We start from the raw sequence: 14,495 nt of genomic DNA on the forward strand, positions 1-14,495 counted from the left end.
CTAGGAGGAAAACATGAATTTTATTAGTATTGTAGTAACATTAATTTGTTCGTTTTTAATTACATTTCTATTAATGCCCTCGTTAATTCGCTATTTTCACGCAAAAAAAGAAGGGCAGCAAATTCGAAAAGAAGGGCCAAAGTGGCATGCTAAGAAGGCTGGAACTCCTACAATGGGAGGACTCTTATTTATTATTTCTGCCGTAATTACCATTCTAGTTGTTGCCGGCTTTCTTGGAATGCTGACTAATACTATGTGGGCACTTCTGTTCATCCTTGTTATTTATGGTTTGATCGGAATGTGGGATGACAGCATTAAGATCTTCCACCACCAAAACGAAGGATTTAAAGCATGGCAAAAAGCTTTATGCCAGGTAATTGCTGCAATGATCTTTACGGTGATTTATCAGCATGAAGGGTTTCAAATGGGCTTTGGAACTAGTCAAGTAGGCTGGTGGTACGGGCTCTTTATTATCTTTTGGATTGTTGGGTTCTCCAATGCCGTTAATTTAACTGACGGTTTAGATGGCTTGGTCAGTGGCCTGTCCATTATTTCATTCCTTGCCTACTTAATTATTGCGTTAGTTAACATCAATCAACCAGGCTATGCTGAAATCGCTCTTTTCTGTTTAGCAATGATCGGGACACTTTGTGGTTTCTTCCCGTATAACCATAAGCCTGCTAAAATTTTTATGGGTGATATGGGATCATTAGCAATTGGGGCTTCTTTAGCTGCTGTTTCCTTATTGCTTCATCACGAATGGTCGTTGTTGGTAATTGGGATCGTCTATGTTTGTGAAACCGCTAGTGTAATTATGCAGGTTGCTTCATTTAAGCTTACCGGAAAGCGGATCTTTAAGATGACCCCAATTCACCACCACTTTGAACTTTGTGGATGGAGTGAATGGAAAATCGACATTGTCTTTTGGTGTGTTGGCTTAATTGCTTCAATTATTGCAGTGGCAAGTATTTTAATCTTTAATATTTAACTTTTATTAGGTGGCTAGAAAAATGAAAAAAGTAACAACATATAACAATAAAAAAATTCTTGTAATAGGCTTCGGAATTAGCGGCCTTAATGCTGCCCACTTGTTGAAAAAACTAGGTGCCAATGTGGTTGCTAACGATCAAGCTACCCCGAAGGATCCGACAGTAGTCGAAAACTTAGAAAATGACGGAATAAAAGTAATTACTGGTTCTAATCCGCTTAGTCTTGCAGAAGAAGACTTTGATGTTGTTGTAAAGAATCCAGGAATTCCCTATGACAATCCATTGGTCGCTAAATTCGTTGAAAAAAAGACTCCCATTATTACCGAGGCAGAATTAGGATGGGAAATTTTTGAAGGCCATCTTGTTAGTGTTACGGGAAGTAATGGGAAAACAACCACAACTACTTTGACGCAGCTAATGATTGCTAAAAGTAATGCTCACCGGGTAGAATATGCCGGCAACATTGGTGTTTCTTTCAGTAAGGTTGCTGCGGAATTAGGTCCAGAAGATACGTTGGTAACAGAACTTTCTAGTTTTCAATTATTAGGCGCACCAATAATTCGTCCTCATATTGCAATTATTACTAATATTTTTTCTAACCACCTTGACTACCATAAGACTCGCGAAAATTATATTAATGCCAAATTAAATATTACGCGAAACCAAACGAGTGATGACTACCTCATAATGAATTGGGATCGTGATGAGTGGCAACAAATTGCACGTCGTTCACAGGCAACAATTGTTCCTTTTTCACGGCAAAACAAGAGTCATGACGGTTCGTATGAAGAAGACGGAAAGATCTATTGGCGCGGTGACTACATTATGGATGCCAAGGATATTCGTCTCATCGGCCCACAGAATGTTGAGAATGCCTTAGCCGCAATTGCTGCTGCTAAGTTGAGCGGTGTAACTAACCAGGATATTGTTGATGTCCTGACAAGCTTTAGTGGAGTTCGTCATCGTCTTCAGTACGTAACTGATTACCAGGGACGACGATTCTATAATGATTCTAAGTCAACTGACATTGAAGCCACCGAGGTCGCCCTTCAAGGATTTGAGCAACCAGTAATCTTACTTGCTGGTGGACTAGATCGGGGATATACCTTTGAACGATTAGTGCCATACTTCAAGAAGCACGTCAAAGCAATCATTGTATTTGGTCAGTGCAAGGATAAGATGAAAGATGCCGCTGAACAGGCTGGGATTCCAACCATTATTGAAAGTGAAAATGCTATTACTGCTGTTCCAGAGGCTTGGAAAGTTAGTGATCCAGGAGATGTTATCCTTCTTTCACCTGCTAACGCTAGCTGGGATCAGTTCCCAAGTTTTGAAGTTCGCGGTGATAAGTTTATTGAAGCAGTTGATAATCTAATTAAGACAAAGGAGGGAGAATAATGCGGTTACTTGTTTCTGGAGGTGGGACTGGTGGACATATCTACCCAGCGCTAGCCTTAATTGAACGTTTAAAGCAAGTTGAACCGGATACTGAGGTTCTTTATGTAGGAACTACTCGCGGTCTCGAAAATAAAATTGTTCCTGATGCAGGAATTAAACTTGAAACCATGCACATGCAGGGGTTCAAACGGTCGCTTTCACTTGAAAACTTCAAGACAGTTTACCTGTTTCTCCGCTCTGTTCACCACGCGAAGAAAATTATTCGTGACTTTAAGCCTGATGTTGTTTTGGGGACGGGGGGTTACGTTAGTGGCGCTGTGTTATATGCAGCAGCTAAGCAGCATATTCCAACCGTTATTCATGAACAAAACAGTGTCGTGGGAGTAACGAATAAGTTCTTGAGCCGGTATGTCGATCAAATTGCAATTGCTTTTGAAGCCGCCCGAAACCAATTCCCCGAAGAAAAAGTAACAATGACGGGTAACCCACGTGCTCAACAGGTTGCCTCTCAGACCGCAAGTACCTTTTCATGGGAAGAATATGGACTGGAAGACGATGTTCCGACATTGATGGTCTTTGGTGGTAGTCAAGGTGCACCGAAGATTAATACAACAGTCGTTGATGCAATTCCAGAATTTAACAAGCGTCCATACCAGGTAATTTTTGCGACTGGTCAAAAACGATATGATAATGTTAAAAAACAACTTCAGGGAGTAAAGATTGGCAAGAACGTTAAGGTAGTTCCGTACATTAAGGATATGCCTGCTAAGATGCCTAAAGTTGCTGCCTTAGTTTCTCGTGCCGGAGCAACAACAATTGCGGAAGTAACTGCGTTGGGAGTTCCAACAATCTTGATTCCTAGTCCATACGTAACAGCTAATCACCAGGTAAAAAACGCCCAATCATTAGTGCGAAAGAATGCAGCGGTAATGATTACTGAGGATAAATTAGATAGCAGGTCATTATTGCTTCAAGCAGATAAAATTATGGAAAATAAAGATCTTCGTGCCAAAATGGCTGGTGCTTCTCGCAAGATTGGCCACCCACAAGCTGCTGATGAGTTAATTGCGGTTCTTCATAAGGCAATTAATGAACATTAGTGGTGAGTAAAATGACGAGAGACAATTTTATTCCAGAGCACCGTCGTTACTCACAACGGCTAGCTCGTTTGGAGAAGCAGAATAATTCTGCACAAGCAAGAGAACACCAACCAATAAGTAATAAGGTTGTTGGAATAAAAAAGCAGCGTCGGAACTCTAGTAAAAAAAGAATTAGTGTCTTGGTATGGATTTTCGGGCTCGTTTTGCTGGTAATGATTTACATTATTTCTCCTTTAAGTAAAGTTACTGATATTACGATAAGCGGAAATAATGAATTGTCGAATGAACGGGTCGAAAAAGCAACTACCATTTGGCGAGGGAGGTTAATTTGGACAGCATTTTTCGCACAGCGGCATTTAGAGCATGAGGCTAAAATAAGGGATCCGCAAATTAGGTCACTAAAAGTTAAACTACGCGGACCTCAAAGTGTCCATGTAGCGATTACGGAAAATCACTTGCTAGGTGAAGGTCAAATCGGTAAGCAGAAATATGCTGTTTTAACGAATGGTCAATTGCAATTAACGACAGCACAAAACACCAATATTGACTTTAAAGGATTTGAAAAGAATCGTGAGCAGCTGAAAATTCTGGGACAACAACTTGGAAAATTAAAGCCGGTTATCTATCATGGGATTTCTTCGATAGAGTACCAACCGACTAAGGAGTCTCCCCACCAAATTATTTTGTATATGAAAGATGGTAATACGGTTAAAGCTAATTTAACGAATGTTGGTGATAAGCTAAAATATTATCCATCAATCCTCACTAAAATGAAGGGGCAAGGAGTTGTCGATTTGCGGGTTGGCGCATATTCTTATGACTATGGATCAAAAGATAAATGAATTTATTAAAAAAACTTACGAAGATCTTTTTTTACAAGTGATTAACTATGGTAAAATCTAAACTAGACTAATAAATAAAAATATTATTTTAGTGTAAAAAATTTAGGAGGTTCCTCTCAATGGATAATTCTGAGGTTTATGTTGGGTTAGATATTGGAACCACCTCGATAAAAGCATTAGTATGTGAAAATGTTAAGGGGCAAATTAAGGTCATTGGTGTCGGTGTTGAGCCAGCGGCAGGTATGAGTCGTGGTGTAATAGTTGATATTGATAAGACTGCTCGTGTAATTTCAAATGCGATTGCTCAGGCTGAGGAGAAGTCCAATATAGACATTAAACAAGTTATTGTTGGCTTGCCAGCAAATTATTTACAAATGCAACGGGTTCACGGGATAATTACTATTGCCAATAATGGTCAATCACGTGAAATTGTTGATCAAGATGTCTTGAATTTAGCACGAGAAGCGTTAACACAAAGTATCCCGCCTGAAAGAACGGTAATTGATCTAATGCCAACAGAATTCACTGTTGATGGTTTTGATGGAATTAAAGATCCTCGTGGAATGGTTGGGGTTCGTCTCGAAATGAAGGGGACTCTCTATACCGGACCAAAAACAATTATCCATAATGCCAAAAAAGCAATCCAAAAAGCCGGCTACACGGTTCGTGATTTTGTTGTTTCACCAATTGCAACCGGATTTAACCTGCTTAATGATGGTGAGCAAGACTTTGGAACAATTGTAATCGACCTTGGTGGCGGTCAAACAACAACAAGTATTATTCACGATCACCAATTAAAGTACAGTTACGTTGATCCAGAAGGTGGTCAGTATATCACCAAGGATATTTCAACTGTTTTAAACACATCGTTAAAAAATGCTGAGCAATTAAAACGTGATCATGGCTTTGCAGATAGTACCCAAGCAGATGATAATGTTCAGATTGATGTTGACGTTGTTGGTCAAGATAAGCCGGTTCAATATAGTGAACGTTACCTTTCAGAGGTTATTGAAGCTCGAGTTCGGCAAATCTTTAACCGGGTTGCGCGTCAGCTAGAACGGATTAATGCTCCTGAGTTACCAGGTGGGGTAATTTTAATCGGTGGCGTTGCTGCTCTACCAGGTATTAGTTCATTAGCTAAGCAATACTTTTCAGGTAACGTAAAAGTATTTGTTCCTGAACAAATGGGAATTCGTCACCCACGTTTTGCTACCAGTTACGCGCTCGGCCTTTATGAAGATCGGCTGTCCGGAATTGATCGATTGATTAAGCAAGTAGTTCAAGAAGCTGATTTTGGTAAAACCACGGCGGAAAATAATGATGCCAATCATCAACCCCAAAGTGAGAGTGCTGTTAATAGCAATAGCAGACCAATTCAAAAACGGGCTGATCGAGAACAAAATACGAAAAAGAAAGATGGCTCGTTTAGTAATAAGTTCAAGAGCCTCTTTAACAACTTATTTGATTAATAAACTAACGGAGGATGTCGAATGGATAACGAGAATTCAATGGAAAACCAATTTGCTGGAGCTAAGATTAAGGTTATTGGTGTCGGTGGTGGTGGCGGTAACGCCGTAAACCGAATGATTACTGAAAAAGTTCAGGGTGTCGACTTTATCGTTGCAAATACTGATTTGCAAGCACTAAATGCCTCAGAAGCACAAACAAAGATCCAATTGGGACCTAAGTTGACCAAGGGACTTGGTGCTGGTTCTAATCCTGAAGTAGGTGATAAAGCCGCTGAGGAAAGTGAAGAACAAATTCAAAAGGCACTTGAAGGTTCAGATATGGTATTTATTACTGCTGGAATGGGTGGTGGTACTGGCACCGGTGCCGCTCCAGTAGTTGCTAAGATCGCTAAAGATAGTGGTGCATTAACAGTCGGTGTTGTTACTCGGCCTTTCTCTTTTGAAGGTCCACGCCGGGCTAAGTTTGCCACTGAGGGATTAGCAAAATTAAAGGCTAACGTAGATACCTTGATTATTGTTGCTAATAACCGTTTGCTTGAAATGATTGATAAGAAGACTCCAATGATGGAAGCATTTAAGGAAGCAGATAATGTTCTTCGTCAGGGTGTTCAAGGGATTTCTGACTTGATTGTTACTCCTGGATACATCAACTTAGACTTTGCTGATATTAAGACGTTAATGTCCAATCAGGGTTCTGCTTTAATGGGAGTTGGTAGCGCAACGGGCGAGAATCGTGCTACTGAAGCTACTAAGAAGGCAATTTCCTCACCACTTCTTGAAGTATCAATTTCAGGTGCACAACATGTCTTAATGGACATTACTGGTGGTAAGGATCTTTCAATGTTTGAAGCACAGGAAGCTTCTGATGTAATTAAGCAGGCTGCTGGCACCAATGTTGACATTTCATTCGGGATGTCACTTAATGAATCTCTAGGCGATGAAGTACGGGTAACCGTAATTGCTACAGGAATTGATGCAAAGAAGAGTAAAAATACTCATTCAGCAAAACACGTTGCTCCAGTAAGTGAAGAACCAAAGAGTGATGATAACAAGCCTAGTCAAGAAAATGCATCAGATGATCCTTTTGATGGTTGGAATGATCCAACCGCAGGAATCAATGATTCAAATGAACAAACGGACAATGAATTTTCACACGTAAAGAAGCCAGAATTTAATGTCTTTAATGATGATTCTGCCGCAACTGATGATGACGATGATAACTTGTCAACACCACCATTCTTTAAGAATCGTCGTCAATAATGAATAGGTAAATGATGGGGAGAGGCACTATTTTAGGGCATCTCCCATTTCGTGATTTTAGAAAGGTTAGGAGGAATTGAGATGGCTAATAATCTTTTTAAGAGTCTTTTTAGTGATGGTGACTCTGATAATCAAGAAGAATACTATGATGAACAGGCTCCCGTTGCCCAAGGGGATAATAAGGTTGTTTCAATGAATAGTGTTCGTCAACGTTCAAGTAAAATTGCATTGTATGAACCACGACTCTATGCGGATGTTAAGCAAATTGCTGATCAATTATTGAATGACCGAGCAGTAATTGTTAACTTTTCTCAAATGGATGCCAAAGTAGCCAGTCGGATTGTTGACTTTTTGAACGGGACTGTTTTTGCAATTAATGGTGATATTAAGCGGATCGGGAAAGAAATATTCCTTTGCACACCAAAGAATTTTGAGGTTTCTGGTAATTTATCAGATACGCTCAAAAATGATCCGGATAAAATTTAGCGGAAAAGGAGCTTGTAATGGCAATTATTAATTTTTTAGCCTGGGTAATTTACCAACTAATTGATATTTATATCCTGGTGATTGTCATTTGGTGCTTGCTATCATGGTTTCCAAATGCAAGAGGAAGTCGTTTGGGAGAGATTGTCAATCGGTTGGTAGAACCATATATGCGGTGGTTTGACTTTATTCCGCCATTAGGGGGAATTAGTTTTTCACCGATTGTAGCGATCTTTGTTCTTTACCTTGTTCAGTATGGGCTAAAAGCAATTACCATGATGATTTAATAAATAATGGATGAATTAAACGTAAAACAACATTTCCGGGCCGATGAGGGGCCAATTATTGATCAAATCAATGACTGGATAGTTCAGGCTAATGATCAATATCGTCCGGTGTTAACACCATTTCTTAATCCTCGTCAGCAATATATTGCGCAAACCCTTGTTAATAGTGATGATTACGTTAAGCTGGAGTCATTTGGTGGTTGGCAAAGTGCTGAAATGCGGCGATTGCTCTTTTTCCCGTCATATTATCAGCCACAGGCAGCTGACTTTGCAGTTACGGGCTTAGAAGTTGACTATCCGCAAAAATTTGCTGAGCTTCATCACCGGCAAATAATGGGAACATTATTAGGTGAGGGGTTAGAACGAGCATCATTTGGGGATATCGTTACTAATGGAAAACGGTGGCAAGTGGTGGTTACTAATCAGATGGCGCGGTTTGTCCGTGAGCGAATCGATCACGTTGGCAAGATTAAAGTAAAATGGAAGCCGGTTCAACTTGAGGAGTTAATTGTTCCTGAAGATGATTGGGAACAGCTATCGACAACCGTTTCATCACTGAGAATTGATGCGATAATTGCAGCAGGATTTAACTATTCTCGTAATCGGGCAAAACAGTTATTAGAGCATGGCCTTGTTCAAATCAACTGGGAAGAAATGCAACGACCGGATTATTCAGTTCGGGAACATGATATGTTGTCTGTTAGACATGCTGGCCGTTTAAGAATGGATCAGGTTGGGAGCATTACTAGGAAGAATAAGCAGCGGATTACTTTATCAATCATTCGCGCTTAATTAAGATCACATGGAGGAAAAACCGATGAGTTTAACTGTAGATGAAATTAATCAAATCCAATTTAATACTAAAATGCGTGGCTACAATCCAACTGAAGTGAATGACTTTATTAAGGAAGTCGCACAAACAGTTCAGGAATTGACCGACCAGAATCGGGCGCTACAAGAAAAGGTCAAGGCCGATGAAAGCAAGCTGAAATACTTTAGTGAGTTAAAGGATTCACTGAATAAGTCAATTTTGGTTGCTCAAGAAGCTGCTGATAAGGTTAAGAACAATGCTAAGCGTGAAGCTGACATTATGGTGCGTGAAGCCCAAAAACAGGCAACTGACATTGTTTCAACAGCTAACGAAAAGGCTAATCAAATTGTTGAAAATACTGCAGAAGGGACTCGGAAGTTAACGTCAGAAACTAGTGACTTAAAGAAACAAACGCGGATCTTCCGTCAGCGGTTACAAGTAATGCTTGAATCTCAATTGGAAGTAGTTAAGAGTGACGAATGGGATAAGTTATTAGCCAACGATGATATTGATAAATATGGAGAAATTCAAAATATTTTAGGAACTCGTCTTGACAATAATTCGGGTGAAAGTGTAGAATCAACCTCAATTACAACTAGTGATTTTGAATCTGAAAGTACAACCGCTACCGTTGCGGACGAGACTACTTCAGGCAGTGTTGCAATTAAAAATAACGTTGCATCGGATTCAGCTGTTACGTCAGACTCAGAGGTTGTTGTCAAATCAGAAGAAAGTGAAAGTGCTCCTGCTAGTTCTGCAGAGACAGTTTCCTTTAACTCACCGACCGACTTTGCTTCAGCATTTACCGATACTTCAGCGGTAGCGCAAAGTGATGAGAGTAAAGCAACCAATGATTCTGTTGCGTCTGCTTCTACCGAATCAAGCAATAGTGAAGATGAGGGTGACACTGTTGTTGTTTTCCCAGATAATAACTAGTTGTTTAAATTAAATTGTAATAATTAATAACAAAAACGTCGAAGGACATTAGTAGAACAAGAATGATTCAGCGAGTTAGCAAGTGGTGTGAGGCTAATATTTAGTATTGTTTTACTTGATCGGTCCCGAGTACCTGGTTGAATATTTAAATCAGGTCGGTTCATTACCGTTAAGCAATGGTTGAGGGGATATTTGATTAACCAAATATCCTGAAAACGGGTGGTACCACGAAAAGCTTCGTCCCAGTGATGGGATGAAGTTTTTTTAGTTATTAATTGTTGATTGAGAAAGGAGAATTGCATATGCGAGTTAAAGATACATTAAACTTGGGTAAGACCAAGTTTCCGATGCGGGGAAAGTTACCAGTCACTGAAGCACAACGTGAAAGTGTTTGGGAAGAAAATAAAGTATATGAATTACGACAAAAATTAAATGAGGGGAAGCCAACGTTTATTCTTCACGATGGCCCTCCATACGCTAATGGTAATATTCACATTGGTCACGCCATGAATAAGATTTCTAAGGACTTTATCGTTCGTTACAAGTCAATGAGTGGCTTCCGTTCACCATATGTTCCTGGTTGGGATACTCACGGGTTGCCGATTGAACACCAATTGACGAAGGCCGGTTACGACCGGAAGAAGATGAGTCTAACAGAATTCCGTGACCTCTGTCGGAAGTATGCTTTGGAACAAGTTGACAAGCAACGCAAAGATTTCAAACGGTTAGGAGTTAGCGGTGACTGGAATCACCCGTACCTAACTTTGGATAAGGAATTTGAGGCTGCACAAATTCGTGTCTTTGGTGAATTTGCTAAGAAGGGTCTTTTGTACCAAGCTAAGAAGCCAGTTTACTGGTCATGGTCATCTGAATCAGCATTAGCAGAAGCCGAAGTTGAATATCATGACGTCACTGCTAAAACAGCCTTCTTTGTTGAACAGGTTAAGGACGGTAAGGGTGTTCTTGATAGTGATACCTACCTAGTTGTCTGGACTACTACTCCATGGACCGTTCCAGCATCTGAAGCGGTAGCGGTAAATGCTAAGTTTGACTACTCAGTTGTTAAACCAGCTAATGACGATCGGAAGTTTGTTGTTGCAACGGAACTTTTGGAAGGATTAGCAGAGAAACTTGGTTGGGACGACTACCAAGTAGTTAAGCATGTCGCCGGAAAGGATCTGGAAGGTTTAACTACTCAACACCCATACCTTGATCGTGAACTTTTGGTTGGGGTTGCTGATTACGTTACTGCTGATGCTGGTACCGGACTTGTTCACACCGCTCCGGGATATGGGGACGATGACTACAACTTTGGTAAAAAGTATGACTTGCCAATTTTCGCCCCAATTAATGATCAAGGTGTCCTGACAAAGGAAAACGGTGACGACTTTGATGGTGTCTTCTACCAAAAAGCTGATGACATTTCACTGCAAAAGCTTGAAGATAATAATGCTCTTCTTCTTGAAGAACCATTAAAGCACAGCTATCCATTCGATTGGCGGACAAAGAAGCCAATTATTTTCCGGGCAACAGATCAGTGGTTCGTATCCATTGAAAAGATGCGTCAAAATATCTTAGATGCCTTAGAAAATGTTAAGTACCACCCAGAATGGGGTAAGGTTCGCCTTCGCAATATGATTAAGGATCGTGGCGACTGGGTAATTTCACGGCAACGTGTTTGGGGTGTACCACTGCCAATCTTCTACGCTGAAGATGGTACACCAATCATGGAAGAAGAAACGATTAATCATGTTGCAGATCTCTTTAGAAAATATGGTTCTAATGTTTGGTTTGAACGTGATGCAAAGGATCTTCTCCCAGAAGGATACACTAACGAACATTCACCTCATGGTAAGTTTACTAAGGAAACCGATATTATGGATGTTTGGTTTGACTCTGGTTCTTCCCACCAAGGGGTTCTAGCTGAACGGGATTACTTGACTTATCCAGCTGATCTTTACCTTGAAGGATCCGATCAGTATCGTGGTTGGTTCAATTCAAGCCTGATTACTAGTGTTGTTTGCTCTGGTCATGCTCCATATAAGGAAATCGTTTCTCAAGGATTTACCCTTGATAAGCGTGGTAACAAGATGAGTAAGTCACAGGGGAACGTTATCGATCCAAATAAGGTTGTCCAACAAATGGGTGCCGAAATTATTCGTCTTTGGGTAATGAGTGCTGATACTTCTGCTGATGTGCGGGTTTCAATGGGAACTTTCCAACAGATCTCAGAAGCATACCGAAAATTACGGAACACCTTCCGTTTCTTGCTTGCTAATACTAGTGATTTCAATGCAAGTGAAAATACTGTTTCCTACGAGTATATGAGTTCCGTAGATCAGTACATGCTCGTTAAGCTTAATCATTTCCTTGAAAAGATGCGAGCTGATTTTGATAACTATGACTTCCTTGATGCTTACCGGTTATTAATTAACTTTGTTAACAATGATTTATCAGCCTTCTACATGAACGTGGCAAAGGATGTTCTCTACATTGAACCTGAGAATTCACAAACCCGGCGTTCAATGCAAACGGTCTTCTATGACATCTTGTTAACAATGGTTAAGCTGCTTACTCCAATCTTGCCACACACAACTGAAGAAGTTTGGAGCTACATGAACGAACCGGAAGAATTTGTTCAATTGACTGAAATCCCAGAAGTACGCCACTTTGATGGTGAAGAAGGACTGTTAGATAAGTGGTCTGAATTTATGGGAGTTCGTTCACACGTCTTGAAGAGTTTGGAAGAGGCACGGAACGCTAAGATGATTGGTAAGTCATTAGAAGCTCAAGTTGACCTTTACGTGAATGAACACAATAAGGAACTATTAGAGAGTCTTGATGCCGATGTCCAATTATTATTGGGCGTTTCAAAGCTTAATCTTCATTCTCTTGATGAAGCGGCTGCAGATGCTGATCAATACAATGATGGGATTGCAGTTAAGGTAAGTGTTGCCCCAGGTGAAACCTGTCAACGGTGCCGGATGGTTAAGGAAGATGTTGGTTCAGATCCAGCTTACCCAACCCTCTGTGCTCGTTGTGCCAAGGTAGTTCGGGAAAGCTTCCCAGAAACAGTTGATGAAGGCTTAGAAAAATAGTTGCCCATCAATGACAAACCCCTAGTTAGCGTTGTAAAATACCAAGTGACGTTTATGTTGCTTGGTATTTTTTATTGTAGGTGAAATTAATGTTACAAGGCACAGTCAAAAGTTTTGATCGTGAAAAGGGGTGGGGATTTATTGATGTTCCCCATGAAGGTGAAATTTTCGTTCATTATACGGGAATTGAAGGCCACGGCTTAAGGATCTTGACCCCAGGAGAACGGGTTGCGTTAGTTATTGTTCAAGGAAAACGCGGACCACAAGCGGCACATGTTCAGCGACTCAGTAAGCGAGGCTATTAAAATGAATTTTGAAGAAAAAACATTAAGTGAGAAGAATGTTTTCGATGGTAAATTGATTAAAGTTGCTGTTGAAGAGGTCGAAACTCCAAAAGGTTTAAAAGCACAACGAGAAATTGTTCATCATGCTCCAGCAGTGGCAATTCTGGCGTTAACTGCTGATCACAAAATGATTTTGGAAAAGCAATGGCGCTCGCCAATTCATGATACGACCTTGGAAATTCCTGCAGGAAAGGTTGATTCACGTGATAGTCGTGATGCCCTTCATGCTGCTAAACGTGAATTAAATGAAGAGACCCGTCTTAAGGCAGGGACGATCAAGAAAATTTCATCATTTTACACATCGGTTGGGGTTCTGGATGAATTTATGACACTCTACTTAGCAACAGATCTCACACCGGTGGAAAATAAACTGCCTCAGGACCGTGATGAGCAACTAGTATTAGAAAAGGTGACCCTTGATGAAGCGTTAAAGATGATTGGTGAAGGACAAATTGAGGACGCCAAGACGATTATGGCAATTTATTATTGGCGAGGGATGACCAACCATGGATAAGGATCCGCAAAATAATAATGAACGGCTAACGCGTCAACAGTATCGTCAGCAACATACGACCGTTTCCAATGATAGTGAAGATGAACAACAGCCTTTTCGGTCTCGGGTTGATCAGAAAATCGAACAGGAACAGCTAACCAATGAGCAGAAGATGCAGCGGCTACGAAAACGGTTAAACATTGCCATTATTAGCTTAGTAGTCGCAATTATAATCGTTTATTTAATTTTATTTTTTGTAAAGTAAGGATGAAGAGAATGAAGTTTGGAATTATTTGTGCAATGCCCGAAGAAATTAAGGAATTGACGGCAGCATTAGAGAATGAACAGGTAAAGGAAATCGGTGGCAAAAAGTATTATTCTGGACAAATTGATAACCAGAATGTTATTTTAGTTGAATCCGGCATTGGTAAGGTTGAAGCTGGGATTACAACAGAGCACCTAATTACAGATTTTGGAGTAGATGTAGTAATTAACTCTGGCTCTGCAGGTGGAATTGGTCAAGGACTCCATGTTGGCGATGTTGTTATTTCTAGTGAAACTGCCTACCATGATGTTGATGTACGGGCATTTGACTATGTTTATGGTCAGTTACCAGGGAAAGAACCCCGGTTTAAAGCATCTGCAAAGTGGGGACAAGCCATTGAAAAGGCTGGTGAAAAGACTGGCTTAAATATTAAACGCGGGCTAATCGTTTCAGGTGATCAATTTATTGCTAGTAAGGATGCAATTCAAGAGATCCTTCACTACTTCCCTGATGCATTATCAAGTGAAATGGAAGGGGCAGCTGTCGGACAGGTTGCAACTGATCATGATGTTCCGTACGTTGTTGTTCGAGCAATGTCTGATACTGGAGACGAAGATGCCGGAGTTAGTTTTGATGAATTTATTATCGATGCTGGTAAACGTTCCGCCAAGATGTTATTACAACTCTTTGCGGATTTGAATAAATAGGGAGGCACATGAA

The 14,495-nt window shown here is 40.4% G+C and carries 14 protein-coding genes, 1 pseudogene and 1 other annotated feature; all 15 genes and pseudogenes read left to right on the forward strand.

Annotation, left to right across the window (positions count from 1 at the left end):
* Positions 1-13: 13 nt before the first annotated feature.
* A complete protein-coding gene (gene mraY / locus HMPREF0549_RS03325) occupies positions 14-988 on the forward strand; it encodes a phospho-N-acetylmuramoyl-pentapeptide-transferase (RefSeq protein WP_040531043.1) in 975 nt (324 codons plus the stop codon).
* A 22-nt stretch (positions 989-1,010) separates the two neighbouring features.
* The gene (gene murD, locus HMPREF0549_RS03330) at positions 1,011-2,387 is read left to right on the forward strand and encodes a UDP-N-acetylmuramoyl-L-alanine--D-glutamate ligase (protein ID WP_003716834.1); all 1,377 of its coding nucleotides are present in this window, start codon (positions 1,011-1,013) and stop codon (positions 2,385-2,387) included.
* Positions 2,387-3,487, forward strand: coding sequence for an undecaprenyldiphospho-muramoylpentapeptide beta-N-acetylglucosaminyltransferase (murG, locus tag HMPREF0549_RS03335; RefSeq protein WP_003716835.1), 1,101 nt, complete (start codon positions 2,387-2,389; stop codon positions 3,485-3,487). The genes murD and murG overlap by 1 nt, the downstream gene beginning before the upstream one ends.
* Before the next feature lie 11 nt (positions 3,488-3,498).
* Positions 3,499-4,329, forward strand: a complete 831-nt coding sequence (locus HMPREF0549_RS03340) for a cell division protein FtsQ/DivIB (protein WP_040531046.1) — start codon at positions 3,499-3,501, stop codon at positions 4,327-4,329.
* 119 nt (positions 4,330-4,448) lie between these two features.
* Positions 4,449-5,798 (forward strand): cell division protein FtsA, encoded by a 1,350-nt coding sequence (gene ftsA / locus HMPREF0549_RS03345; protein ID WP_003716837.1) that lies wholly within the window; start codon positions 4,449-4,451, stop codon positions 5,796-5,798.
* Between the two features lie 21 nt (positions 5,799-5,819).
* A complete protein-coding gene (ftsZ, locus tag HMPREF0549_RS03350) occupies positions 5,820-7,058 on the forward strand; it encodes a cell division protein FtsZ (RefSeq protein WP_003716838.1) in 1,239 nt (412 codons plus the stop codon).
* 81 nt (positions 7,059-7,139) lie between these two features.
* Positions 7,140-7,544, forward strand: coding sequence for a cell division protein SepF (locus HMPREF0549_RS03355; RefSeq protein ID WP_040531050.1), 405 nt, complete (start codon positions 7,140-7,142; stop codon positions 7,542-7,544).
* A 23-nt stretch (positions 7,545-7,567) separates the two neighbouring features.
* The gene (locus HMPREF0549_RS03360; protein WP_178695423.1) at positions 7,568-7,828 is read left to right on the forward strand and encodes a YggT family protein; all 261 of its coding nucleotides are present in this window, start codon (positions 7,568-7,570) and stop codon (positions 7,826-7,828) included.
* A gap of 6 nt (positions 7,829-7,834) precedes the next feature.
* A complete protein-coding gene (locus HMPREF0549_RS03365; protein WP_003716841.1) occupies positions 7,835-8,620 on the forward strand; it encodes a YlmH family RNA-binding protein in 786 nt (261 codons plus the stop codon).
* A gap of 25 nt (positions 8,621-8,645) precedes the next feature.
* Positions 8,646-9,231 (forward strand): annotated as a pseudogene (locus HMPREF0549_RS03370) (DivIVA domain-containing protein); the annotation flags it as partial.
* A 373-nt stretch (positions 9,232-9,604) separates the two neighbouring features.
* Positions 9,605-9,823: a binding site (T-box leader), on the forward strand.
* A gap of 54 nt (positions 9,824-9,877) precedes the next feature.
* Positions 9,878-12,673 carry an isoleucine--tRNA ligase gene (gene ileS, locus HMPREF0549_RS03375; RefSeq protein WP_003716843.1) on the forward strand — a complete coding sequence of 932 codons (2,796 nt, stop codon included), beginning with the start codon at positions 9,878-9,880 and terminating at the stop codon, positions 12,671-12,673.
* An 89-nt stretch (positions 12,674-12,762) separates the two neighbouring features.
* A complete protein-coding gene (locus tag HMPREF0549_RS03380) occupies positions 12,763-12,978 on the forward strand; it encodes a cold-shock protein (protein WP_003716844.1) in 216 nt (71 codons plus the stop codon).
* Between the two features lies 1 nt (position 12,979).
* Positions 12,980-13,531 (forward strand): NUDIX hydrolase, encoded by a 552-nt coding sequence (locus HMPREF0549_RS03385; protein WP_003716845.1) that lies wholly within the window; start codon positions 12,980-12,982, stop codon positions 13,529-13,531.
* Positions 13,524-13,775, forward strand: a complete 252-nt coding sequence (locus tag HMPREF0549_RS03390) for a hypothetical protein (RefSeq protein WP_003716846.1) — start codon at positions 13,524-13,526, stop codon at positions 13,773-13,775. Before HMPREF0549_RS03385 ends, HMPREF0549_RS03390 begins: the two co-directional genes overlap by 8 nt.
* Before the next feature lie 11 nt (positions 13,776-13,786).
* Positions 13,787-14,482, forward strand: coding sequence for a 5'-methylthioadenosine/adenosylhomocysteine nucleosidase (locus HMPREF0549_RS03395; RefSeq protein WP_040531053.1), 696 nt, complete (start codon positions 13,787-13,789; stop codon positions 14,480-14,482).
* The last annotated feature ends 13 nt before the right edge of the window (positions 14,483-14,495 follow it).

This window comes from Limosilactobacillus vaginalis DSM 5837 = ATCC 49540 (assembly GCF_000159435.1).
Classification (GTDB): Bacteria; Bacillota; Bacilli; order Lactobacillales; family Lactobacillaceae; genus Limosilactobacillus; species Limosilactobacillus vaginalis.